This is a genomic window from Inquilinus sp. YAF38, from assembly GCF_052113205.1.
Lineage (GTDB): Bacteria > Pseudomonadota > Alphaproteobacteria > DSM-16000 > Inquilinaceae > Inquilinus.
The window spans coordinates 1-22,801 of sequence record NZ_JBFRCU010000108.1; the positions used below are offsets into that span (position 1 = coordinate 1).

22 protein-coding genes and 1 tRNA gene are annotated in these 22,801 nt (G+C 68.3%); 8 read left to right on the forward strand and 15 right to left on the reverse strand.

Annotated elements, in window-relative coordinates; translation table 11 throughout:
- Nucleotides 1-136: 136 nt before the first annotated feature.
- The 13 genes from AB4Z01_RS31680 to AB4Z01_RS31740 form a co-directional block, all read right to left on the reverse strand.
- Nucleotides 137-1,426, reverse strand: a complete 1,290-nt coding sequence (locus AB4Z01_RS31680; RefSeq protein ID WP_441700279.1) for an ABC transporter substrate-binding protein — start codon at nt 1,424-1,426, stop codon at nt 137-139.
- 68 nt (nt 1,427-1,494) lie between these two features.
- Nucleotides 1,495-2,235, reverse strand: coding sequence for an SIS domain-containing protein (locus AB4Z01_RS31685; protein ID WP_441700280.1), 741 nt, complete (start codon nt 2,233-2,235; stop codon nt 1,495-1,497).
- Nucleotides 2,232-2,987, reverse strand: coding sequence for a GntR family transcriptional regulator (locus tag AB4Z01_RS31690; protein WP_441700281.1), 756 nt, complete (start codon nt 2,985-2,987; stop codon nt 2,232-2,234). Before AB4Z01_RS31690 ends, AB4Z01_RS31685 begins: the two co-directional genes overlap by 4 nt.
- 59 nt (nt 2,988-3,046) lie before the next feature.
- On the reverse strand, nt 3,047-4,558 hold the full coding sequence (locus AB4Z01_RS31695; RefSeq protein WP_441700282.1) for an FGGY-family carbohydrate kinase: 1,512 nt from the start codon (nt 4,556-4,558) through the stop codon (nt 3,047-3,049).
- 57 nt (nt 4,559-4,615) lie between these two features.
- Complete coding sequence (ptsN, locus tag AB4Z01_RS31700; RefSeq protein WP_441700283.1) at nt 4,616-5,074, reverse strand: PTS IIA-like nitrogen regulatory protein PtsN; 459 nt, start codon at nt 5,072-5,074, stop codon at nt 4,616-4,618.
- Nucleotides 5,075-5,095: 21 nt separating this feature from the next.
- Nucleotides 5,096-5,680: a ribosome hibernation-promoting factor, HPF/YfiA family gene (hpf, locus tag AB4Z01_RS31705; RefSeq protein WP_441700284.1), complete on the reverse strand. Its 585-nt coding sequence runs from the start codon at nt 5,678-5,680 to the stop codon at nt 5,096-5,098.
- Nucleotides 5,681-5,827: 147 nt separating this feature from the next.
- Nucleotides 5,828-7,366: an RNA polymerase factor sigma-54 gene (rpoN, locus tag AB4Z01_RS31710; protein WP_441700285.1), complete on the reverse strand. Its 1,539-nt coding sequence runs from the start codon at nt 7,364-7,366 to the stop codon at nt 5,828-5,830.
- A gap of 14 nt (nt 7,367-7,380) precedes the next feature.
- Nucleotides 7,381-8,166 carry an LPS export ABC transporter ATP-binding protein gene (gene lptB, locus AB4Z01_RS31715; RefSeq protein ID WP_441700286.1) on the reverse strand — a complete coding sequence of 262 codons (786 nt, stop codon included), beginning with the start codon at nt 8,164-8,166 and terminating at the stop codon, nt 7,381-7,383.
- Nucleotides 8,167-8,175: 9 nt separating this feature from the next.
- A complete protein-coding gene (locus AB4Z01_RS31720; protein WP_441700287.1) occupies nt 8,176-9,042 on the reverse strand; it encodes an LptA/OstA family protein in 867 nt (288 codons plus the stop codon).
- Nucleotides 9,039-9,737 (reverse strand): LPS export ABC transporter periplasmic protein LptC, encoded by a 699-nt coding sequence (gene lptC, locus AB4Z01_RS31725; protein ID WP_441700288.1) that lies wholly within the window; start codon nt 9,735-9,737, stop codon nt 9,039-9,041. Before lptC ends, AB4Z01_RS31720 begins: the two co-directional genes overlap by 4 nt.
- Before the next feature lie 5 nt (nt 9,738-9,742).
- The gene (locus AB4Z01_RS31730) at nt 9,743-10,702 is read right to left on the reverse strand and encodes a KpsF/GutQ family sugar-phosphate isomerase (RefSeq protein ID WP_441700289.1); all 960 of its coding nucleotides are present in this window, start codon (nt 10,700-10,702) and stop codon (nt 9,743-9,745) included.
- Between the two features lie 147 nt (nt 10,703-10,849).
- On the reverse strand, nt 10,850-11,464 hold the full coding sequence (locus AB4Z01_RS31735) for a ribonuclease D (RefSeq protein ID WP_441700290.1): 615 nt from the start codon (nt 11,462-11,464) through the stop codon (nt 10,850-10,852).
- Nucleotides 11,465-11,591: 127 nt separating this feature from the next.
- Nucleotides 11,592-11,678, reverse strand: a tRNA-Leu gene (locus AB4Z01_RS31740).
- 198 nt (nt 11,679-11,876) lie between these two features.
- Here AB4Z01_RS31740 and AB4Z01_RS31745 point away from each other — a divergent pair.
- Together AB4Z01_RS31745 and AB4Z01_RS31750 are read left to right on the forward strand one after the other, a co-directional pair.
- The gene (locus AB4Z01_RS31745; protein ID WP_429227859.1) at nt 11,877-12,176 is read left to right on the forward strand and encodes a YggT family protein; all 300 of its coding nucleotides are present in this window, start codon (nt 11,877-11,879) and stop codon (nt 12,174-12,176) included.
- 10 nt (nt 12,177-12,186) lie between these two features.
- Nucleotides 12,187-12,510 (forward strand): DUF167 family protein, encoded by a 324-nt coding sequence (locus AB4Z01_RS31750; RefSeq protein ID WP_441700291.1) that lies wholly within the window; start codon nt 12,187-12,189, stop codon nt 12,508-12,510.
- 150 nt (nt 12,511-12,660) lie between these two features.
- Here AB4Z01_RS31750 and AB4Z01_RS31755 read toward each other — a convergent pair whose 3' ends face one another.
- The gene (locus AB4Z01_RS31755) at nt 12,661-13,116 is read right to left on the reverse strand and encodes a hypothetical protein (protein WP_441700292.1); all 456 of its coding nucleotides are present in this window, start codon (nt 13,114-13,116) and stop codon (nt 12,661-12,663) included.
- A 271-nt stretch (nt 13,117-13,387) separates the two neighbouring features.
- Here AB4Z01_RS31755 and AB4Z01_RS31760 point away from each other — a divergent pair, with 271 nt between their 5' ends.
- Together AB4Z01_RS31760 and AB4Z01_RS31765 are read left to right on the forward strand one after the other, a co-directional pair.
- On the forward strand, nt 13,388-14,446 hold the full coding sequence (locus AB4Z01_RS31760) for a sugar phosphate isomerase/epimerase family protein (RefSeq protein ID WP_441700293.1): 1,059 nt from the start codon (nt 13,388-13,390) through the stop codon (nt 14,444-14,446).
- Nucleotides 14,447-14,602: 156 nt separating this feature from the next.
- On the forward strand, nt 14,603-15,787 hold the full coding sequence (locus AB4Z01_RS31765) for a Gfo/Idh/MocA family protein (protein WP_441700294.1): 1,185 nt from the start codon (nt 14,603-14,605) through the stop codon (nt 15,785-15,787).
- A 114-nt stretch (nt 15,788-15,901) separates the two neighbouring features.
- Here AB4Z01_RS31765 and AB4Z01_RS31770 read toward each other — a convergent pair whose 3' ends face one another.
- Nucleotides 15,902-17,647, reverse strand: coding sequence for a hypothetical protein (locus AB4Z01_RS31770; RefSeq protein WP_441700295.1), 1,746 nt, complete (start codon nt 17,645-17,647; stop codon nt 15,902-15,904).
- On the opposite strand from AB4Z01_RS31770, the gene AB4Z01_RS31775 reads away from it, so the two are divergent.
- From AB4Z01_RS31775 to AB4Z01_RS31790, 4 genes are all read left to right on the forward strand, one after another.
- Nucleotides 17,540-18,661, forward strand: a complete 1,122-nt coding sequence (locus AB4Z01_RS31775; protein WP_441700299.1) for a phosphoglycerate kinase — start codon at nt 17,540-17,542, stop codon at nt 18,659-18,661. The genes AB4Z01_RS31770 and AB4Z01_RS31775 overlap by 108 nt on opposite strands.
- 489 nt (nt 18,662-19,150) lie before the next feature.
- A complete protein-coding gene (locus AB4Z01_RS31780) occupies nt 19,151-19,999 on the forward strand; it encodes a class I SAM-dependent DNA methyltransferase (protein WP_441700296.1) in 849 nt (282 codons plus the stop codon).
- A gap of 440 nt (nt 20,000-20,439) precedes the next feature.
- Nucleotides 20,440-21,120 (forward strand): 2-phosphosulfolactate phosphatase, encoded by a 681-nt coding sequence (locus AB4Z01_RS31785; RefSeq protein ID WP_441700297.1) that lies wholly within the window; start codon nt 20,440-20,442, stop codon nt 21,118-21,120.
- A 252-nt stretch (nt 21,121-21,372) separates the two neighbouring features.
- Nucleotides 21,373-22,801 (forward strand): calcium-binding protein (locus AB4Z01_RS31790; RefSeq protein ID WP_441700298.1); only part of this gene is annotated, 1,429 nt, incomplete at its 3' end.

The window sequence follows — 22,801 nt, forward strand, 5'->3', positions numbered from 1 at the left end:
GCCCTCACCCGGACATCCTTCGGATGTCCGACCTCTCCCGCAAGCGGGAGAGGCAACGCGACCCAAGGCTGAGAGATCTGTGAATGCCATGGGGAGGGCGAAGGGGTAGAACTGATTGACCGGTTCTCCGCTCCCCCTACTTTACCGCCTCCTGCATCCGGGCCTGGCCGGCCTTGACCGCATCGGCGGCTGACATCTCGTCGACCACCACCTTCTGCAGCGTCTCGGCCAGGATGTTCTGGGCCGAGATCGCGGCGATGCTGGGGAAGGTGTGGCCGCCGGTGAAGCCGAACAGAGCGCCGTTGCGGCTGTTGGCGATCATCGCCTCGATCTGCGGCCTGTACTTCACCACCAGCGGGTTGCTCCACAGGCTCTTGGCCTTGGCGCCGTCGGCGGTGACCGGCAGGAACAGCCCCGGCTCCATGTTCAGGAACCGGCCATAGGTCTCCGGCTCCAGCAGCCAGGAAATGAAGGTCTCGGCCGCCTTCCGCTTGGCCTCGTCCTTGGCCAGGATCATCACCGCATTGGAATAGGCGATGGTGCCCGACTCCTTGCGGTCGTCGGCATGCGGGATCGGCGCCACGCCGAGGTCCTGGGCATCGCCCTCGGCCTGGCTGTCATAGGTGCTGATCACGGTGAACTGCAGGATCATGCCGCAGCCGCCGCTGGCGAAGCAGGCCTCGGCCTCGCCCCAGGTCCAGCTCGGCGCGTCGGCGGCGGAGAATTGGTAGAGGTCCTTGTAGAAGTCGTAGGCCTTGACCGTCTGCGGGTTGTCGAAGCGCAGCGTGCCGTCCGGGTTGTAGATGTCGGCGGCGCCGGCATTGACCATCAGGTCGTAGACGGTCTGGTCGGTGTAGAGCTGCTTGTTGGCCGGCAGGCCGATGCCGTAGCGCCCGTCCGCCGTCAGCTTCTCCGCCGCCGCCTGCCACTCGCTCCAGGTCTTCGGCGGCGTCAGCCCGGCCTTCTCGAACACGCTCTTCCGGTACCACAGCGACATCGCCATGTTGTACAGCGGCACCGCCCAGACGCCGCCGTCATAGCTGTAGGGCGCCAGGGCGCTGGGCACGAAATGATGCTCGCCGTCGAGCTGCTTGACGAAGCCGTCGACCGATTGCAGCGCCCCCAAATCCTTCAGGATCGGTGCGAAATCCGGGATCGCGAACAGCATGTCCGGCGCGTTGCCGGCGGCGATCGCGGCCGGCGCCTTGGCGTAGATCTCGCCCCAGCTCTGCGGCTCCTGCTTCACCGCGATGTCCGGGTGGCTCTTATTGAAGGCGTCGATCAGTTCCTGCACCCGCGCCACGCGCTGCGGCGGCTGCTCCATGTGCCACAGCACCAACTGCACCGGTTCCGCCTGAGCCGCTGCGGCACCCCAGATCAGCGCGGCCGCGGCCAGGCCCGACACGATCGACCATCTCGTCGCCATTGCCCTCTCCCCTGCTTGTCCTGCGGCCCGGATGCGGCGCCTCGTTGACCGGGCGTCCGCCAGGCCGTCTACAGATGCGGATTGCGCGTGCGGTAGCGTTCCACCAGCGCGGCGTTGCGCTCCTTCGACCCCGGCATGTTCGAGCTGATATAGGCCGGCGCCACCTCGCCCGATGCCGCCATTCGCGCCACCGTCTCGGTCAGCACCGCGTTCCAGATCGCGGCGCCCAGCACGGTGGAGATCGGGCCGACGACCAGCCCCTCGGCCGCGGTCACCAGGGCATCGCCGGGAGGTCCCTGGTTGTCGATGGCGATGTCGGCGGTCTCGGCCAGGGTCGGCCGGCCGGCGGCCGCCGCCTGCGAATAGGCGATCGACGTCACCGCAACCACCCGGGCCCCCTTGTCTCGGCCGTGGCGTGCGGCCTCGACCGGCACGGCGTTGACGCCGCTGTTGGAGAACACGAACAACGTGTCGGCCGGCCCGATCGGATAGCGGCCGAGCAGCGGCGCGGCCAGGCCGGGCATCCGCTCCAGCGCGCCGGAGACCACCGCGCCCTCATGCAGCATCACCGACGACGCCAGGATCGGCACCACGCAGGCCAGGCCGCCGGCGCGGAAATGCCCTTCCTCCGCCATCAGATGCGAATGGCCGGTGCCGAAGATGTAGATCAGCCCGTCGCGCCGGATGGTCTCGACGCAGGCGGCCGCCGCGGCACCGATCGCCTCGCCCTGGGTGGCGGTCAGGGCGGCGATGCGGTCGGCAATGCCGGCAAGATAAGCGGCGGCGCCGGAAAGGGCGGTCGAGGTCATGAGTCGGATGTGTCCGGTGGGGAGAGTCGTGCCCGCATCTTGTAGCGGTCGCCGCGATAGGCGGAGCGGACGAATTCGATGACGTGGCCGTCAGCGTCGGCGGTGCGCCGGGTGAACACCAGCACCGGCGCGCTGCGCGGGATGTCGAGGGCGCCGGCGGTCATGGCGTCGGGCAGATCGGCCTCGACCGTCTGCTCGGCCTGCCAGGGCACCAGGCCGTAATCGTGGCGCATCACCTCGTACAGCGAGGCGGTGCGGAAATCGTTGCGGTCGAGGATGCCGGGCACCAGCGCCTCGTTCAGCCAGGTGACCTCGAACGCCATCGGCACGGCATCGGCCAGGCGGACACGCTCGAGCAGCACCAGCGGCGCGCCCTCGGCCACGCCCAGCGCCTCGCGCGCCTCGCCCGCTGCCGGCACCACGGCTTGGCGCAGGATCACGCTGGCGGCGCGGCGGCCCAGCCGGGCCATATCCTCGCTGAAGCCGGTCAGGCGCTGCAGCTTCTGGTCGACCTTCGACCGGGCGACGAAGCAGCCGCGTCCGATCCGGCTCTCGATCAGCCCGGCATCGGTCAGGCTCTTGAAGGCCTGGCGCACGGTCATCCGGCTGATGCCAAGCTGGTCCGCCAAGTCGCGCTCGGAGGGCAGCCGGTCGCCCACGGCGAAGCCGCCGGCCCGGATACGGTCGGCCAGATCCTCGGCGATCTGCTGGTAGATCGGCTTGTCCGTCGGACTCGGCTGTAGGTCGGTCATTGGCGGGGCCCTGGTGGTCTAGACCACAATCGGCATGATGCAGGCCGATCCGGACCTCGTCAAGAAAGGTCGGACATACGGGCAGGCATGCGCAGCAACGCGTCGCGATGCTCACCGTAGCACCGATAGGCGGCCTCATAGGCCTCCCGCGGCGCCGGATCGGGGCGATGCGTGCGCCGGACCGTGCGGACCCGGCGCGACGCGTCGCCGATCGAGGGATACYATCCGATGCCGGTCCCGGCCAACAGGGCCGCGCCGCAGGCCCCGTATTCGCCGCCGTCGGGGATTTCGACCGGCAGGCCCAGCACGTCCGCGATCATCTGCGACCAGAAGCGGCTGCGGCCGCCGCCGCCGGACAGCAGCACGCTTTGCGGCCGCTCCGCCATTGCCGCGAAGCAGTCGCGGATGGCATAGGCCAGCCCCTCATAGACGGCGCGCACCAGATGGGGCCGCCCGTGCCCCGGAACCAGCCCGGCGAACTGGGCCCGGGCCGCGGCCGAGACCGCCGGGGCGATGATTCCGACCTCGCTGAGATAGGGCAGGTAGACGGCGCCGCCGGCGCCGGGCGGCGCGGCCTGGGCCAACGCCTCCAGCGCGGCATAGGGATCGGGGTCGCGGGCCAGGTCGGGGCACAGGCTGCGCAGGCACCAGTCGAGGTTGCTGGTGCCGGCGACATTGACCATGCAGCGCAGCCACAGCCGGCCCGGCAGGCTGAACAGCAGGCCCAGATCCGGCGGCTCGAAGGACGGCGCGTCGAGCACCACGCCGTTCAGGCAAGTGGTGCCGAGCACGGTGCAGGCCGAGCCGGCAGCGAGTCCGCCCGAGCCGATGATGCTGGCGACGACGTCGCCGGCGCCGGTGACGACCGGAGTGCCGGCGCGCAGCCCCGTCTCCACGGCAGCCGCCTCGGTCACCGCCCCGGCGATCGCCTCGGACGGCAGCACCGGCGGCAGCAAATGCCGGTGCGGGCCGAGGCCGAACAGCGCGAGCATCGCTTCGCTGCGGCCCTGGGATCGGGCGTCGCCCGGCGCCACCGCCGTCTCGGTCGGGTCGGCGGCGCGCTGACCGGTCAGGCGGAAGCGGAGATAGTCCTTGCAGCCGAACACGCAGTCGGCCCGGGCCATCACCTCAGGCTCATGGTCCAGCAGCCAACGCAGCACCGGCAGGGTGCAGCCCTGCTGCATGACTGAACCCGAAGACGCGAAGATGCGGGACATGAACGTCGGATCGCCGGCCTGCTTCGCCTCGATCCAGGGCTGGCTGCGGCCGTCATCCCACAGGATGCCGGGGCGCAGCGGCCGGCCCTCGCCGTCGATCACCCAGGCGCCGACCATGGCGCCGGTGACCCCGATGGCGGCGACGGCGGACCCGTCCACCCCGGCTTGGGCCAGGACTTCGCGGATCACCGCCGCGGTGGCGGCCCAGGCGGTCTCGGGGTCGCTTTCCGACCAGGCGGGATGCGGGTGCGACACCGTCGTGCGCCGGGACGCGGCGGCGCGCTGCCGGCCGTCGCGCCCGAACAGCGCGGCCTTGATGACCGAGGTGCCGGCGTCGAGGCCGAGCAGGAGCATGGCGGAACCGCAGGCGGGGGCCGATCCGCTCCGGCTAGCGGAGCGGAGGGCCGGCGGTCAAGCGGCGTTCACCGACTCGCTCTGCGACAGCAGGGCGAAGATGGCGTCGGCGGTCTGGCAGCCGCGCAGCTTCTCGCACAGGCTTTCGTCGCGCAGCATGCGGCTGATCCGGGCCAGGGCCTTGAGATGGTCCGCCCCCGCCCCTTCCGGCGCCAGCAGCAGGAACACCAGGTCGACCGGCTGCTCGTCGACCGCGTCGAAGTCGATCGGCCGCTCCAGCCGTGCAAAGGCACCAAGCACGCCCTGCAGATGCGGCAGCTTGCCGTGCGGGATGGCGATGCCGCGGCCGACGCCGGTCGAGCCCAGCCGCTCGCGCTCCAGCAGCACGTCGAAAATGAAGCGCTCGTGCTGGCCGGTCAGTTCGGCGGCACGGCGGGCCAACTCCTGCAGCGCCTGCTTCTTGCTGGCAGCCTTCAGATTGGCGAGAATCGCCTCGGGGCGTAGGAAATCGATCATGACGAATCGGATGCGCCGCCCTCAGGCGGCGACATCCTCGGTCCCTTTCGGATCGACCCAGCCGATGTTCCCGTCCGGTCGGCGGAACACCATGTTGAGCCGGCCATGGGCCTGGTTGCGGAACATCAGCGCCGGCAGGTCGCCCAGGTCGAGGCGCATCACCGCCTGCAACACCGTCAGGCTCTCGATCGAGGTCGAGACATCGGCGATCACGATCGGCTGGTTCGGCTCCTCGCCGTTCAGCCACTCCTCGGATTCAGCCTCGAGGATGTAGGCCTGCGCCGGCAGGGCCGGCTGCTGGGCGTCGCCATTGTGGTGGTCGCGCAGCCGGCGCTTGTAGCGGCGCAGCCGCTTGGCCAGCTTGTCGGCCGCGGCATCGAAGGCGTGGTACGGGCTCTCGGCCTCCGCATTGCTCTGCAGGAGGATGTTGCGGCCGACATGGACCGACAGGTCGCTCCGGATCAGATGGGCGTTGCGGGAAAAGACGACATTCGCCTCGATCGCGTTGTTGAAGTACTTCGCGGTCGTGCTGGTGAGGGCGTCGCTGACATGGGTGCGCAATGCGTCACCGACGTCGATCTGCTTGCCTCGAACGGTCAGTTGCATGGCTGTCGCTTTACTGCTGCACGATAAGATACGGGCGCCCAAAAAGAACGGGGCGGCCTGTGAGGGCCGCCTTCGGGCGGCGACCATAGGGATGGGGTGCCTTCCTGTCAATGAAGGGGGCCCGGTCGCGGGCTGCGGGGGGAGCGCTCATCGGCTCAGACCCTTCTCTCGCCGTCGCTGGACGGAGGATGCTATCCGCATCCCCTCACGGTACTTGGCGACGGTCCGCCGTGCAATGTCGATCCCCTCCCCGCGCAGGATTTCGACGATCCGGTCGTCGGACAGGACGGCGTCCGCCGGCTCGGCATCGATCATGACGCGGATGCGGTGGCGCACCGCCTCGGCCGAATGCGCGTCGCCACCGCCCGCGCCCTGGATCGCCTGGGTGAAGAAATATTTCAGCTCGAACACGCCGCGCGGCGTGGCGATCACCTTGTTGGTGGTCACCCGGCTGATCGTGCTCTCATGCATGTCGACCGTCTCGGCCACGTCCTTCAGCGTCAGCGGCTTCAGGTACTGCACGCCGCGGACGAAGAAGGCGTCCTGCCGGCGCACGATCTCGGACGCGACCTTGAGGATGGTGTTGGCGCGCTGGTCGAGCGCGCGGACCAGCCAGTTGGCATCGGCCAGGCAGGTACCGACATAGTCGCGGTCGACCTTGCTGCGGGTGCCGCGGCTGATCTCGGCATGGTAGCGGCGGTTGATCAGCACCCGCGGCAGGGTGTCGGCGTTCAGCTCGACCACCCAGCCGACCTCCGGCTCGGCCCGCATCAGGATGTCCGGGATCAGGGTCTGCGCGATCTCGTGGTCGAAGGCCGCACCTGGCTTGGGGTCGAGGGCGCGGATCTCGGCGATCATCTCGGCCAGGTCCTCGGCGTCGACGCCGCACAGCCGCATCACCGCGCCCAGGTCGCGCCGCGCCAGCAGGTCGAGATGGTCGAGCAGCGTGCGCATCGCCGGGTCCAGGCGGTTGCGCTCGGCCAGTTGGATGCCCAGGCATTCGGCCAGGCTGCGGGCGAAGATGCCGGGCGGGTCCAGCCGCTGGCAACGGCGCAGCACCGCCTCGACCCGCTCGGGCGGGCAGCCGAGGCCGGCCGCCACCTCCTCGACCGTGGCGCCGAGATAGCCGGTCTGCTCCAACAGGTCGACCAGCCGCGCCGCGATCAGTCGGTCGGCCGGGGCAATGAACTCGATGGCGATCTGGCTCAGCAGATGGTCGCGCAGACTCGGCCGCTCGGCCAGAGTCTCCTCGAGCCCCGGCAGGTCGTCGGCGAAATCCATCCGGCCACGCCCGGCGCCGGCGAACTGCGCCTCGCCGCCGTACTCGTCGTTGCGGTCGGTGCTGCTGGACCCGGTGAACAGGTTGCTCCAGTCGGTGTCGAGCGGCGCGTCGGCCGAGACAATGCCCGGCGGCTCGGGCGCGGTCAGGGCGACATCCGACGCCACCGCCCCCGCCGGCGCGAGACCAGGGGGCTCGGTGTCGTTCCGGTCGCCGGTACTGTCGCCGCCGTCATCACCGCGCTCGCCCTCCTCCCGTTCCAGGAGCGGGTTGCGCTCGAGCTCCGTCTCGACGAAGGCGGAAAGCTCGATGTTGGACAGCTGCAGCAGCTTGATCGACTGCTGCAGCTGCGGCGTCATGACCAGCGCCTGGCTCTGCCTGAGCCCTAGGCGTTGCGAAATGGCCATGGCTGCCCGGTGGTCTACAGGCTGAAGCGTTCGCCCAGATACACGCGCCTCACCTCCTCATTGCCGACGATGTCCGATGGCAGTCCTTCCATCAGAACACGGCCGTCGTGGAGGATATAGGCCCGATCGACGATATCCAGGGTCTCACGCACATTGTGGTCGGTGATCAGGACGCCGATGCCGCGGTCGCGCAGATGCGCCACCAGGTCGCGAATGTCACCGACCGCAATCGGGTCGATGCCGGCCAGCGGCTCGTCCAGCAGCATGAAATGCGGATGGCTGGCCAGCGCCCGGGCAATCTCGACGCGCCGGCGCTCGCCGCCCGACAGCGCCAGGGCCGGGGTGCGGCGCAGATGGCTGATCGAGAACTCGGCCAGCAGATCCTCCAGCACCGCATCGCGGGTCGAGCGGTCGGGCTCGGAGATCTCCAGCACGGCGCGGATGTTCTGCTCGACCGTCAGGCCGCGGAAGATCGACGCCTCCTGCGGCAGGTAGCCGATGCCGAGCCGGGCGCGGCGGTACATCGGCAGGTCGGTCAGCTCCTGCCCGTCCAGCAGGATGGTGCCGTAATCCGGCTGGATCAGGCCGGTGATCATGTAGAAGCAGGTGGTCTTGCCGGCGCCGTTCGGGCCCAGCAGTCCGACCGCCTCGCCGCGCTGCACCTGCAGGCTGACATCGCGCAGCACCGGGCGCTTCTTGTACTGCTTGCCGAGATTGCGGGCGACGAGCCCGTCATTCTTGGCGACAAGGCGCGGCGCGGCCGCGGTCTCGGACGGCAGCGGGTTGATCGGCTTGGCCATCGCCCGCCCCTACTTCTTCGGCGCCGGCTGGGCCGGCGCGGCGGGCTGGCCGGGCAGGCCCGGCTGGCCCTGGTTCTTCTCGTCCGGCACCAGCAGGGCCCGGGCGCGGCCGCCCTGGCCCGGCCGGGTCAGCAGCTTGCTGACGCCGCTGGCCATGTCGACCTCGGCGTAATCGCCGTTCAGCTGGTTGCCGCCACGGGTCATGTGGACGTCGTCGTTGATGGTCGCGAACTGGCTCTTGACGTCGTAGCGGCCGGTCCGGCCGGTGACCACGTCGGTCGGCGTCGTCAGCTTGACGTTGCCGTCGGCGTCGACCACCGACAGCTCCTTCTCGCCCTTCTCGTTCGGGGCGAAATGGCCGGTCAGCGTGTCGGCGCGCAGCGTCTTCTGCTCCTTGGGGCGGGTCGCCGTGGCGTTGCCGCGGGCGATCGCCACATCCTCGGCCTGGCGGTACACCATGCTGTCGGTGGCGGTGATCACGTCGTCGTTGTTGACGAATTTCAGATTACCGCCGGTCAGGGTAAAGGTCTGGGAGTCGAGCTCGTAGACCCCCTTGCCGCCGGTGGCGCTGGTGGTGTCGCCGCGGGTGATCAGCACGTTGCCCTCGGCAAGGGCCCGGAAGATCTCGGTGCTCTTGTCCGGCAGTTCGCGGTAATAGGCGGTCAGCACATCGGCCTTCACCGTCAGCTCGCCGCGCTTGTACACAGCGTTGCCGCGGGCGATGTAGGTCTTCTCGTTCTGGTGCCACTCCAGCGCGTCATCGGCCTGGATCTCGGACGGCTCGTCCTTGCCGCCGCCGAGCTGCAGCTGCTGTTGCGCCAGGGCGGGCAGGGCCGCGGCACTGAGCAGGACAGCGAGAATCAGCGGACGGATCATTGCGGCGTTCCTTCGAAGGCCTTGTCGGCGCCGGGCTTGAGAAACAGCTTGGTCGGGCCGGTGAAGATAATGACGTCGCCCTGCTGCTCGACCTTGAAGCCCCCGGCCGACAGCGTACCGAAAGGACCCTCCGCCGTCACGGGCGTGCTGCTGCGCGCGCCCTTGTCGGCCAGGTCGATGTCCGCCGCGTCGGTGACCATGGTGGTGCCGTCGCTGCGGCGCAGGGTGACATTGCCGCTGAGATGCACCGATTTGCTGCTGCGGTCCAGCTTGCCGGCCTGGGCGTCGAGATTCAGCACCAGGCCGTTCTGCAGCTTCAGCTCCCCCTTGGGACGGTTCAGGTCGAAGATCTCGTCCTGCACCTGCTTCGCCACCGTCGCCCAGACGCTGTAGGGCCGCGCCGCCTCGTCGACGCCGCTGTAGCGCGGATTCTGGATCTCGCCCGCGACGGCGGCCGGGCGTTCGGTCGGGCTGGAGATGTCGACCTGGGTCGGGTGCAGCTCCGGCCATGCCACGACCAGGCCGACGATCACCAGTCCGGCGGCCGGCAGCGCGTATTTCAGCACCCCGACCATGCGGCTGTAGGTCCGSCTGAAGCTGCCGCCGCGGCCGGCCGCGGCCAGGCGCGCACGGCGACTCGAGGCGCTCGCGCTGCGCTGCGCCCCGCCCGGGCCCGGCGTCCTCGGCGCGGCCACCGGGCTCAACTCAGCCCTGCCCGCAGGCAGTCATGCACCCTGAGGATACCCACCGGCCGGTCCTCCGTCGTGACGAACAGGCTGGTCACCTTGTAGCGGTTCATCAGCCCCAGCGCCTCGGCCGCCAGCGCCGCGGGACGGATGGTGCGCGGTCCGGGGGTCATCACCTGGCCCGCGGCCTGGCCCAGCAGGCCGGCGCTCATGTGCCGCCGCAGGTCGCCGTCGGTGATCACGCCGACCAGCCGGCGGTCGGAATCGACCACGCCGACGCAGCCGAAGCCGACCCGGCTCATCTCGATGATCGCCTCGTCCATCCGCGTCTGCGGGCCGACCAGCGGCAGCTCGGCCGCGGCATGCATCAGGTCCTGCACCCGGATCAGCCTGGTGCCGAGCGAGCCGCCGGGATGGAACACCCGGAAATCGTCGGGGGAGAAGCCGCGGCGATGCATCAGCGCCACCGCCAGGGCGTCGCCCAGCGCCATCATCATGGTGGTCGAGGTGGTCGGCGCCAGGCCCGTCGGGCAGGCTTCCTCCGCCGGCGGCAGCAGCAGCACGGTGTCGCACTGGTCGGCCAGATTCGACGGCGAGCGGCTGGTGATGCCGATCAGCGGGATGGCGAAGCGGCGGGTATAGGCGATCACGTCGGCAAGCTCGGCGGTGTTGCCGGAGTTGGACAGCGCCAGCACCACATCCTGCTGGTGGATCATGCCGAGATCGCCATGGCTGGCCTCGGCCGGATGGACGAACAGCGCCGGGGTGCCGGTCGAGGCCAGGGTGGCGGCGATCTTGCGCGCGACCAGGCCGCTCTTGCCGATGCCGCTGACCACGACCCGGCCCGCGGCGCCGAAGATCGTGTCGATGGCCTGGTCGAAGCTGGCGTCGAGCGATTCGGCGAGGCGGTCGAGCGCATCGCGCTCCACCAGCAGCGCCTTGCGGCCGGCCTCGATCCCTGCGGTTGCCACCATGCCTTCTCCCAAATGGTCCACGCGGCGGCTGCTATAGCCGGTCCGGAGGGCGCGAACCATGATCGATCCGGGATCGGCGCCAGAGGCCCCTGCCCGGGCCGATCCCCGTACCGCCACAAGACGGCACGAATGTGACCCCATATCGGGCTAGTGGGCGAAGATATCCAGGTCCGGCCATCCGCCGAGGTCGAGCGCCGCCCGCGCCGGCAGAAAGCCGAAGCAGGCCTGCGCCAGCGCCTCGCGCCCTTCGCGCCGCAGCATCTCGTCCAGCTTCGCCCGCAACGCGTGCAGGTACAGGACGTCGCTGGCGGCGTAGCGCAGCTGCTCGGGCGTCAATTGGTCGCTGCCCCAGTCCGAGCTCTGCTGCTGCTTCGACAGATCGACGCCGAGCAGGTCGCGGCACAGATCCTTCAGCCCGTGCCGGTCGGTGAAGGTGCGCACCAGGCGGGAGGCGATCTTGGTGCAGTAGACCGGCGCGGTGACGACGCCGAGATAGGCCTGCAGCGCGGCAATGTCGAAGCGGGCGAAATGGAACAGCTTCAGCCGCGCCGGGTCGGTCAGCAGCGCCGACAGGTTGGGCGCGTCGTAGACGCCGCGGCGGAGCTGGACGAGATGGACGGTGCCGTCGCCGGCGCTGAGCTGGACCAGGCACAGCCGGTCGCGCACCGGGTTCAGGCCCATGGTCTCGGTGTCGATCGCGATCACGTCGCCGAGATCGAGGCCGTCGGGCAGATCCCCGTCATGCAGAATCGGTTCGGACACCGGTCGCCACCTTCCGTCGTCGGCCGCGGCCCTTCCCCGAAAGCTGAGCGTCGGCCCCAAAAGGAAAGACCCGCTTGGACAAGCGGGTCATTACCACTGCATCGCATCGTCGGGCCCATCAGAGAGATGGTGCCCAGGAGAAGACTCGAACTTCCACGACCTTTCGGCCACAGGTACCTGAAACCTGCGCGTCTACCAATTCCGCCACCTGGGCGATGCGGCGGGCCGTGATGTAGGATGCCGTCCCACCCCCTGTCAACAGGGGAATTCGCGCATTGTGAAACTTTGACGATTTCCGCGGCCGGGCCGTCCGGCGGGCCGTGTCGCATCGCTTGTTCCCTTGCGGCCGCATCGGTACGGTACGGGCGGATTCGGCGACCGGGCCGGCACGGACCACCTCTGGAACAGGCGCATGATCGTCATCGAGCCAATCTTCCGCATCATCGACATCGCGCTGCAGATGTATGTCTACGTGGTGATCGCTGCCGCCATCCTGAGCTGGCTGGTGACCTTCAACGTCGTCAACACACGCAACCAGGTGGTCTACCAGATCGGCAACGCCCTCTACCGGCTGACCGAGCCGGCGCTGCGGCCGATTCGGCGGATCCTGCCGAATCTCGGCGGCATCGACCTTTCGCCGGTGGTGCTGCTGCTGCTGATCTATTTCCTGCAGATGGTGCTGCGGAACATCTACATCGCACTCGTGACCTGACCGGGCCCGCATGGCCGGCCCGCTCTTCGTCGCCGGGCCGCGCGGCATCCGCGTCACGGTCCGGCTGACGCCGCGGGCCGGGCGCAACGCGGTGACCGGCCGCGCCGTCGATGCCGACGGCGCCCCCCTCCTCAAGGCCGCGGTCACGGCGGTGCCGGAGCGCGGTGCCGCCAATGAGGCGCTGATCGCGCTGCTGGCCAAGAGCTGGCGCCTGCCGAAATCGGCGCTGGCCATCATCAGCGGCACCACCGACCGGACGAAGCTGATCGAGATCGAGGGCGACGCCGCCCTCGCCGCCCGCCTCGAAGCTTGGGCCGATAGCCTCAACGACTAACGAGCGCATCTGAGCCCGTTTGAGACTGCGCTGGCGTGAGTCGGCTGGCGGTGGTTTCGAGAACCGGCGCGCAGCGGACGTTGGTCCGTGAGCACCGGAAGCTTCGAGTCCGCCGTCAGACGGCCGCGCCAGTAGCAGTATCGAATGGGCTCAGCGCCGCATGGTCGCCCGGCAGCGATGCACCGCCCCGTCGTCGAGGCTGCCGCGCTCGCCGACCCAGCGGACATTGCAGTTCATCACATCCGGCGCCTCGACCAGCGGCGAGGAGAAGATGGTGACGCAGCTGTCGCCGACCTCGCTGCGGCTCAGCCGGCCGGTGCAGACCGTGCCGTCCTCGAACCGCCAGTTGCCCTCGCGCAGCAGGATCGGTCGGCCGTTGCCGTCCAGACCGCTGAGCTTGTACTTGCCGTTGCGGCGGTATTCGAACAGGCGGTCCGGCCCGCCCATCACGCCTTCGACCAGGAACGGCCGGCCCAGCACGTAGCGGTCGAACTCGCCCCGGGTCATGCGGACATATTGCGGGTTGGTGTCGAGCGCCCTGGGCGGCGTGCAGGCGGTGAGCCCGAGAACGATCGCCAGACCGGCGATCAGCGCGATCAAACGCATCTTGGCCTCCATTCGAGTCCCGCCTCTCCGAGCGGTCCGGCAATTATCTTACGCTACGCTCCGCTTCAGCAGCAATATTTCGGTGAATAGCCCACCATTCATCGGACAATAGTTTGACAAGCCCGCCGCGGGACGGGACGATAGGCGGCAAAGCTGCTGACTCTGTAATCGATTGCATTGCGCGTCGCCCGGACCGGGCGTTAGGCTCGCGCATCGAACAAATCATCGCCCAGGGAGGGGTGCCTGCTGAGCACCCACGGAGGAGGAAACCATGAAAGAGATCCAGGGACCGGCCATCTTCCTCGCCCAGTTCGCCGGCGACGCCCCGCCCTTCAACAGCCTCGACTCGATCGCCGGCTGGGCCGCGGGCCTCGGCTACAAGGGCGTGCAGATCCCGTCCTGGGATGCCCGGCTGTTCGACCTGAAGCGCGCGGCCGAGAGCCAGGACTATTGCGACGAGGTGCTGGGCACCCTCCAGAAGCACGGCCTGGCCCTGACCGAGCTGTCGACCCATCTGCAGGGCCAGCTCGTCGCCGTGCACCCGGCCTATGACGAGGCCTTCGACGGCTTCGCGGCGCCGGAGGTGCGCGTCAACCCGAAGGCGCGGCAGGAATGGGCGGCGCAGCAGCTGCGCTACGCCGCCCAGGCGTCGCGGCGCCTCGGCCTCAAGGCCCACGCCACCTTCTCCGGCGCCCTCGCCTGGCCCTATGTCTATCCCTGGCCGCAGCGCCCGGCCGGGCTGATCGACACCGCCTTCGACGAGCTGGCGCGGCGCTGGACGCCGATCCTGAACGCCTTCGATGAGGCCGGGGTCGACCTCTGCTACGAGCTCCATCCCGGCGAGGACCTGTTCGACGGTCGCACCTTCGAGATGTTCCTCGAGAAGGTCGGCAACCACCCGCGCTGCAACATCCTGTACGATCCGAGCCACTTCGTGCTGCAGCAGCTCGACTATCTCGGCTTCATCGACCGCTATCATGAGCGGATCCGCGCCTTCCATGTGAAGGACGCCGAGTTCAACCCGACCGCCAGCCAGGGCGTCTATTCCGGCTTCGCCTCCTGGGCCGACCGGGCCGGCCGCTTCCGTTCGCTCGGCGACGGCCAGGTCGATTTCGGCGGCATCTTCTCGAAGCTGACGCAATACGGCTTCGGCGGCTGGGCGGTGCTGGAGTGGGAATGCTGCATCAAGCATCCCGAGCAGGGCGCGGCCGAGGGCGCCCCGTTCGTCGCCGCGCATCTGATCCGCGTGACCGAGCGCGCCTTCGACGATTTCGCCTCCGGCGGCACCGACGAGGCGGCCAATCGCCGCCTGCTCGGCATCGACCGGTAAGCCCGACCGGGCATTCGTTTCTCACCCCGTTCCGTCATTCCCGCGAAAGCGGGAATCTCTTTCCGAATGAAGCGCGACGAGATCCCCGCTTCCGCGGGGATGACGAATTGAGAGTTTTGGACGGGCTCTGATCCGACAGGCATAGGGAGGACAAGCATGGTTTCCGGAACCGCGGAACGGGCGCCCAGCCGGCGCCTGCGCCTGGGCATGATCGGCGGCGGCCGCGACGCCTTCATCGGCGCGGTGCACCGCCTGGCGGCGCGGATGGACGACCGCTGGGATTTCGTCGCCGGCGCGCTGTCGAGCGACCCGCAGAAGGCCCTGGCCTCGGCCGCCGACCTGCGGCTCGACCCCGGCCGCGCCTATCCCAGCTGGCAGGCGATGCTGGACGGCGAGCGCAAGCTGCGCGACGGCGGCGGCCCGGCGATCGACGCCGTCGCCATCGTCACCCCGAACCATGTCCATCACGGACCGGCCAAGGCCTTCCTCGAGGCCGGCTTCCACGTCATCTGCGACAAGCCGATGACCACGACGCTGGCCGATGCCGAGGATCTGGTCGCGGCGGTGAGGCAGAGCGGCCAGGTCTTCGCCCTGACCCACAACTACACCGGCTATCCGATGATCCGGCAGGCCCGGGCGATGGTGGCCGAGGGCGCGCTGGGCAAGATCCGGCTGGTCGAGGCCGAATACGCCCAGGACTGGCTGGCGACCAAGGCCGAGGACACCGGCAGCAAGCAGGCCGAATGGCGGGTCGACCCGGCCCGCAGCGGCCCGGCCGGCTGCGTCGGCGACATCGGCACCCACGCCTACAACCTGGCCAGCTTCGTCACCGGCGAGGCGGCCCAGTCGCTGGCCGCCGACCTGCAGAGCTTCGTCCCCGGCCGGCGCCTGGACGACAACGCCCATATCCTGCTGCGCTATGCCAGCGGCGCCCGCGGCATGATCTGGGCCAGCCAGGTCGCCAGCGGCAACGAGAACGGGCTGCGCCTGCGCATCTATGGCGAGAAGGCCGGGCTGGAATGGGCGCAGGAGAGCCCGAACTATCTGACCTTCATGCCGCTGGGCGAGCCGCATCGCCGCCTGACCCGCGGCGGTCCCGGCAGCGGCCCTGCCGCGGCCCACGCCACCCGGGTGCCGCCCGGCCATCCCGAGGGCTATCTGGAGTGCTTCGCCCAGATCTACAGCGACGCGGCGGAACAGATCCTGGCCCGGCTGGAGAAGCGCGACCCGCAGCCGGACAGCCTGCTGGTGCCGACCGTGGCCGACGGCCTGGCCGGGGTCCGCTTCATTGCTGCCTGCGTAGCGTCGTCCCAGAACGACGCGGCCTGGACGAAGCTCTGACGGCTCATCCCCTCCCTCCCCGTCATTCCCGCGAAAGCGGGAATCTCTTGCCGCCTCTGGCTGTGACGAGATCCCCGCTTCCGCGGGGATGACGACTTTATTGTGGTGCCACGGTCACCGCCGCCGGTCGAGAATGCGGAGCTCTTCCCACATCCAGGTGAAATCGTAACCCGCCATCGCCTCGTTCGGACTGCGGTGGTTCTGGTTCTCGATATGCTTCAGCCAGGCGGCCACCTTCTCCTTGCCCTTGGCGGTCCGCACCGCCGCGCGCGGAGAGACCCCGCCCAGCATCTTGACCGGGAGGTCGAGCGTTTCCCGATAATGCGCGTCCATCGCATCGCGCAGGATCCGGATTTCGTCTTCAGCCGATATGCCACTCGGTGCCGGAGGCTCGCCGGCCGATTCCGCCATCGCCTGGTCGGCCGTCTGGATCTCCGTGAGCGGCGGCCGGACCAGATCGCCGAGACAGGCCGTGAGGACGGCTATTCCACGCTCCGACCGCGGCCTGGAATTCGTCGTCAGCATGACCGCGCCGTCGACGATCTCGACATTGCCGAGCACCAGCTCCCCGCCGTCGAGCACGGTCGAAAAGGTCGCCGTGGCCTCATCGTCCGCCGGCTCGTCGTCATCGCCGGAATCCTCGGCCGCCGCCTTGCCGATCCAGTTCCAGAAGGTCTCGCTGGCCTCGACGAGATCCGGGACCTGGTGCAGCCGCTCCCGGATCGCCTCGGCCTCGGTCCCGGCAGCCCATGGAAAGCGCGTCTTGCAGAAGACGATCTCGTCCCCGTCGTGGTTGACGAGCTTCGGCCGCTCGAGCCCGAGAATGCGCGGCAGCCAATGGGTCAGCCAGACGCCGGAGAACACCGGCGCCGAGTTCATCAGGACGATCAGCTCGGCCGCCTCCCGCTCGCCCGCCTCGGGCAAGGATTCGCCTGCGCCCTTGGCGATCTTCCGGATTTCCTTCCGCATCCGCTTCAGCCCCCTCGCGAGGGCCTCCTGCAGCCGGTCCGCGCCCGCGGCGTCGAACGGCAGCACGCCGCCGCCGATGACGGTCTTGCCGTTGTAGTGGACCACCCGCGCCCCGATCCTGTCCCAGGGCTGCAGCATGCGGCTCGCGCTGCGCTCGCTGACGCGGACCGGCTCGCCGCCCCGGATCAGGTCGCGGGCAAGGAAGGATTCGCCGGGCACGATGTCGCTGATTTCGTACAGGCTCATCACCGCAGTCCCGAGCGCCTGCATGTAGCGCTTGACCGGAACCGGCTCCTTCCAGCCGCGGCGTTTGAGGTAGTCGGTCACGGCCGTCTGCCCGTCCGAGGAGCGGCTGCGGGTGAGGAAATCCTCGAAGGCGCAGTTCCACAGATTCAGGAAGGACTGCTCGCCGATGACCCTGGAGAGCTCGTCGGGCTCGAGATCATGCGCTTCGCAGCCCGCCTCGATGTGGTCCCAGAAGATGTCCTTCCACATCTCCTCCCACTCGCCGCGCAGCGCCCATTTGATCAGGCCCGAGATGTCGACGCCGGTCGCCATGGGGAACTCCCTCATCAGCCGCTGAAGGTCCGGGTAGCATGCGAAGCCCTGGGCTTCCACCCCCGGATCTCGATCCACCGGCCCGGTTGCGTCGCGGCGGCGGCTGTGGTTCGGTGCCGGCGATCCTGATCCCCAGACCAGAGAGCCGAGCCGATGAGCACCTTCAAGACCCTCGACGACGTGGATGTGCGCGGCAAGACCGTGCTGGTGCGCGGCGACCTGAACGTGCCGGTCGAGGACGGCAACGTCAGCGACACCACCCGCCTGGACCGGCTGGCCCCGACCATCGACGAGATCGCCGACAAGGGCGGCCGGGTCGTACTGCTCTCCCATTTCGGCCGGCCCAAGGGCGTGACCCCGGAATTCAGCCTGAAGACCATCGTGCTGCCGGCGCTGGAGGAGGTGCTGGAGCGGCCGGTCGCCTTCGCCGGGGATTGCATCGGGCCGACGGCCGAGGCGGCGGTGAAGGCGCTGAAGGACGGCCAGATCCTGCTGCTGGAGAACGTCCGCTTCCATCCCGAGGAGGAGAAGAACGACCCGGCCTTCGCCAAGGCCCTGGCCGCGCTCGGCGACATCTACGTCAACGACGCCTTCTCCACCGCGCACCGCGCCCATGCCTCGACCGAGGGCATCGCCCATCACCTGCCCGCCTATGCCGGCCGGCTGATGCAGGCCGAGCTGGAGGCGCTGTCGGCTGCGCTGGAGGCGCCGAAGCGGCCGGTGCTGGCGATCGTCGGCGGCGCCAAGATCTCGACCAAGCTGGACCTGCTGGGCAACCTCGTCGCCAGGGTCGACACGCTCGTCCTCGGCGGCGGCATGGCCAACACCTTCCTGGCCGCCCGGGGAGTCGATGTCGGCAAGAGCCTGTGCGAGCACGACATGGCCGGCGCCGTGCACACCATCCTCGGCAACGCCGAGGCGGCCGGCTGCGAGATCGTGCTGCCGGTCGACGGCGTGGTCGCCCGCGAATTCAAGGCCGACGCGCCGCATCAGGCGGTCGACAACTCGGCCATCCCGGCCGATGCCATGCTGCTGGATATCGGGCCGAAATCCGTGGCGAATCTGAAGGCGATGCTGGCCGAGACCAAGACCGTGGTCTGGAACGGCCCGCTCGGCGTCTTCGAGAAGCGCCCCTTCGATGCCGGCACGGTCGCCGTGGCCCGCGCCGCCGCCGACCTGACCCAGGCCGGCAAGCTCCTGACCGTCGCTGGCGGCGGCGACACCGTCGCCGCCCTGGCCCATGCCGGGGTCGAGGACCGCTTCTCCTACATCTCCACCGCCGGCGGCGCCTTCCTGGAATGGCTGGAAGGCAAGGACCTGCCGGGCGTCGCCGCGCTGAAGCGCTGACGGAAGGCGGAAAGGTCCCCTCCCACTCCATCCCTTGCCGTCATTCCCGCGAAAGCGGGAATCTCTCGCTTCCGCTGGGATGACGGGGTGCGGGAAGGTCTCATACCAGCGGCCTTCAGAAACGACTCTCCAGCCCTTCCTCGTCATGGCGAGGAGCGAAGCGACGCGGCCATCAGACCAACCGCCTGCATTGCTGTGCATCCAAGATTTGCGATCGCTATGAGGGAATAGGTATGTCACTTGAGGAAAACTGTGAAGCCTTTACTTCCGAACGTGAAGCACAGGCCCCTCCTACGAAAGTAGGAGCGAAGGATGATAGGACACACCACATTATTGCGCAAATTTGGTAATCTTTGTTTGTGAATGCACATGATAGATTTTTGGCTTCTTCAAACTTTACCGGCGACATCACGTGATACTTCGGCGCCGAAATCAGAAATAAACAGATCGATCAAGCTTAGTAGTGATTAGGAATGAGAAGTCGACACAATGATGCACTTGAGCCCAGAATGGCTGCACGCACTTCGTTCTTTTGTACTCGCTATCGGTAGTTTATCCCTCAATCATCCAGCCGCAATCGGCAGCATCCGCCAAAAGACGCGTCGAATTTCGGATCTGAGCTTGCGTGCTTCATCTTATCTTCTGCGGCCGCCAGCTCGAACATTCTTGCGATCCGCCGATAGCGTCAAGTCTTGGGACTGGCTTTGGCAACCGTCCTATGGACGTCGTTGGCATGAACGCTTCTACCGTGATCGTGCCGATCCGTATGGCTGCACAGTCAATCCTTATGAAAAGCACAAATATGATCGAACGCTCGACCTCCTGGGCGGCCGCCGGTATCGAAGCGCGCTGGAGATCGGATGCTCCGAAGGCGCCTTCTCTGAGATGGTAGCGCCACAATGCGTCAAGCTGCTGGCGGTCGACATTTCCGATCAGGCAGTTGAGCGGGCACGAGCCAAGCTCTCTTACCACGATAATGTGAGCGTCGAGCAGGCCACCCTTCCGATGGATATGCCGCTGGGTCCCTACGATCTCATACTCTGCCTGGACGTTCTGTACTACCTTCCGAAGGACGTGCTGATCGCCTTCCTGCCTCGTCTCGAAGCCGCCCTTAACCCTGGTGGGGAGTTATTTGCCCTTCACTATCTTGGAGATTTTGGCCAAGCGATGCAGGGACAGGAGGTGCATGAGCTTATGTCGGCGCGCCTGGGCCTCGAAGTTGGACATGACGAGAGCGTTCCTGATATTGGCCCGGGAGGTGCGGGCTATCGCGTAACCCGCCTTGTAAAGCCATCAGCAATGACGCGAGGAGCGGGCGGCGGCCGTCGATCGCGCTGACCGACCGGATTCGCACTGGCTTCATGACCCGGCAGGACGAGCGCAGGGCGTCGGGCGATGAGGAGCGCGCCGGCAGYGGCGGGGGCCGCGCGGCCCGGATGGTGGGCGAGGCGACGGCGCAGCCCGAGCGCGGGGTGGACGCCGAATGCATACGCTCGCTGGCGTGGGAGACGCTGAGATCGAGGACGCGCGGCTGGACACGCTGTCGGCCACGGGGAACAGCGAGTCGGTCTCGCCGGCATAGAATAGCATCGGCTTCGGCGCCGCGATCGCCGCCGCGTCGGGATAGTCGAACCAGTGGAACATGCCGGGATGCAAGGACCGGTGAGAGCGGCCCTGGATGGCCACGCCCCTGCGGGGCTCGCCATCACGAGTTAATATTCCGGCCGTTGACATCAGCGGGGAGAAATGCCACGGCACAGGCCTTGGCCGAATGGGGCATGGCGGGCGTCGAAGCCCTGCGGGATCGGGTCGCGGTGCTGGTCATCGTCGACGTGCTGTCGTTCTCGACCGCCGTCGACGTGGCGGTGTCGCGGGGCGCGGCGGTCCTCCCCTTCCCGCATGGTGATGATGCGGCCGCCCGGCTGGCGGCGGAGCGCGCCGGCGCGATTCTGGCGCGGCCTCGGCGGGCGGCCGGCGGTGCGTTCAGCCTGTCGCCGGCGAGCCTGCTTGAGATCCCGGCCGGGACCAGGCTGATGCTGCCCTCCCCCAACGGCTCGCGGCTGTCGCTGGCCGGCGGCGGCACGCCGGTGCTGGCGGGCTGCCTGAGGAACGCCGCCGCCGTGGCCCAGGCCGCGCGCAGCCTCGCCCGAGGCGGCGCGGTCGGCGTCATCCCCGCCGGGGAGCGCTGGCCGGATGGCAGCCTTCGCCCCGCGATCGAGGACCTGCTCGGCGCCGGCGCCGTCATCCACGAGTTGGCCCTGCCCTGTTCGCCCGAGGCTCAGCTGGCGCGCGACGCCTGGCGGTCGGCCGCCGCCGACCTGCCCCGCCTGATCCGGACCTCGGTGTCCGGCCGCGAGCTGACCGATGGCGGCTTTCCCCGCGATGTCGACCTCGCCTTGGAACGAGGCGTCAGCTCGTCCGCGCCCCGGTTGATCGACGGCGCGTACCGAGCCGTCTGATTGTCGCTCTTGGGCAGAGAAGCGGACCTTGCGGCGGAGCGGCAGATGCGTCCGCACAAGGCTGGTTTTGGCGGACGCGCTCTGGGCGATCTTGCCCAAATCTCCTTATTTCTGCCAGTCGCATAAAATTTCATGAAATTCGGAAATAAGTGCCTTGCCAATGCTCTGGAATTTGTTAATCAATCGCTCTGGTAGGCGATTCATCCTACTTATGATTACATTTTTGTTTACGCCTCGTTCCGGATGGCCGCTATGGCATGCCGCCCCGGAACGTTGGGAACGACAACCCAAACAAAATCTTGGAGAGACAGGACGATGGCGATTTTGAACGGCACGGAAGGTGCGGACAACTTCAGCGGTACCGCTGACGACGACACCATCAACGGCCTGGGCGGCAACGACCGGCTGATCGGCATGCAAGGAAACGACATCGTCAATGGCGATGCGGGCGATGACGAGCTGCACGGCAGCTGGGGCAACGACACGCTCAATGGTGGCGACGGCTTCGACATCATCGCCTACCTCAACTCGGATGCCGCGGTCACGATCAATCTCGGTACCGGCCAGGCGGAAGGGGGCTTTGCCGCCGGGGACCAGTTTTCCGGTGTCGAGGGTGTCAGCGGCAGCCAGTTGAACGACGCGCTGTGGGGCGATGCGGCTGCCAACACGCTCTTCGGCATCGAAGGCGATGACCGGCTCATCGGCATGGCGGGAGACGACATCATCGATGGCGGCGCGGGCAATGACGAGCTGCACGGCAGCTGGGGCGCCGACACGCTCAATGGCGGGGACGGCATCGACCTGATCGCCTATCTCAATTCGGATGCCGGCGTCACGGTCAATCTCACCACCGGCGAGGCAGCGGGAGGCTTTGCCGCCGGGGACCAGTGGACCGGCATCGAAGGCGTCAGCGGCAGCCAGTTGAACGACCTTCTGATCGGCGATGCGTTTGCAAACACGCTCATCGGTCTTGAAGGCGGCGATACGATCAACGGCGCCGCGGGCAACGATGCGATCGATGCCGGCGCCGGCAATGACGCCATGAATGGCGGCGCGGGGGCCGATGTGATCGACGGCGGCGCGGGCATCGACACGGGGGACTACAACGGCAGCGGATCCGCGGTGACGGTCAACCTGGCAACCAACGCCAACACCGGCGGCTACGCCGAGGGCGACACGTTGACGAATGTCGAGAACCTGCAGGGCAGCGCCTTCGGCGACACCCTGACCGGCGATGGTGCAAACAACATCCTGTCGGGCCTGAACGGCAACGACGTGCTCGACGGCGGCGCCGGCTGGGACAGCCTCGAGGGCGGCAATGGCGACGACCAGTTGATCGGCGGTGCCGGTGGCGATCTCCTGCGCGGCGGCGCCGGTGCCGACCACCTGGCCGGTGGCGCCGACTACGACGTCGCCAGCTACTGGGACAGCACCGTCGGCGTGACGATCAACCTCCAGACCCAGGTCAACACCGGCGGCACGGCCGAGGGCGATACGATCGCCGATGACGTCGAGACGATCAACGGCAGCAATCACGACGACGTGATGACCGGCAACGCCCTGGGTAACGCGCTCATTGGGTTCGACGGGGATGACAGCCTCAACGGCGGCGGCGGTGACGACGTGCTGCGGGGTGGAGCTGGCGCCGACACGCTGAACGGCGGCGGCGGCAGGGACTTCT

Bases quoted from the DNA above. Each gene is read 5' to 3' on its own strand.
- AB4Z01_RS31680 (WP_441700279.1), bottom strand. From the start codon at position 1,426: ATGGCGACGAGATGGTCGATCGTGTCGGGCCTGGCCGCGGCCGCGCTG.
- AB4Z01_RS31685 (WP_441700280.1), bottom strand. From the start codon at position 2,235: ATGACCTCGACCGCCCTTTCCGGCGCCGCCGCTTATCTTGCCGGCATT.
- AB4Z01_RS31690 (WP_441700281.1), bottom strand. From the start codon at position 2,987: ATGACCGACCTACAGCCGAGTCCGACGGACAAGCCGATCTACCAGCAG.
- ptsN (WP_441700283.1), bottom strand. From the start codon at position 5,074: ATGATCGATTTCCTACGCCCCGAGGCGATTCTCGCCAATCTGAAGGCT.
- hpf (WP_441700284.1), bottom strand. From the start codon at position 5,680: ATGCAACTGACCGTTCGAGGCAAGCAGATCGACGTCGGTGACGCATTG.
- rpoN (WP_441700285.1), bottom strand. From the start codon at position 7,366: ATGGCCATTTCGCAACGCCTAGGGCTCAGGCAGAGCCAGGCGCTGGTC.
- lptB (WP_441700286.1), bottom strand. From the start codon at position 8,166: ATGGCCAAGCCGATCAACCCGCTGCCGTCCGAGACCGCGGCCGCGCCG.
- AB4Z01_RS31720 (WP_441700287.1), bottom strand. From the start codon at position 9,042: ATGATCCGTCCGCTGATTCTCGCTGTCCTGCTCAGTGCCGCGGCCCTG.
- AB4Z01_RS31730 (WP_441700289.1), bottom strand. From the start codon at position 10,702: ATGGTGGCAACCGCAGGGATCGAGGCCGGCCGCAAGGCGCTGCTGGTG.
- AB4Z01_RS31745 (WP_429227859.1), top strand. From the start codon at position 11,877: ATGATCGTCATCGAGCCAATCTTCCGCATCATCGACATCGCGCTGCAG.
- AB4Z01_RS31750 (WP_441700291.1), top strand. From the start codon at position 12,187: ATGGCCGGCCCGCTCTTCGTCGCCGGGCCGCGCGGCATCCGCGTCACG.
- AB4Z01_RS31755 (WP_441700292.1), bottom strand. From the start codon at position 13,116: ATGCGTTTGATCGCGCTGATCGCCGGTCTGGCGATCGTTCTCGGGCTC.
- AB4Z01_RS31760 (WP_441700293.1), top strand. From the start codon at position 13,388: ATGAAAGAGATCCAGGGACCGGCCATCTTCCTCGCCCAGTTCGCCGGC.
- AB4Z01_RS31765 (WP_441700294.1), top strand. From the start codon at position 14,603: ATGGTTTCCGGAACCGCGGAACGGGCGCCCAGCCGGCGCCTGCGCCTG.
- AB4Z01_RS31770 (WP_441700295.1), bottom strand. From the start codon at position 17,647: ATGGGAGAGCAGTACGACCCGGCCGCCCTTGTCGGCGATCTCGTCGAT.
- AB4Z01_RS31780 (WP_441700296.1), top strand. From the start codon at position 19,151: ATGATGCACTTGAGCCCAGAATGGCTGCACGCACTTCGTTCTTTTGTA.
- AB4Z01_RS31785 (WP_441700297.1), top strand. From the start codon at position 20,440: ATGGCGGGCGTCGAAGCCCTGCGGGATCGGGTCGCGGTGCTGGTCATC.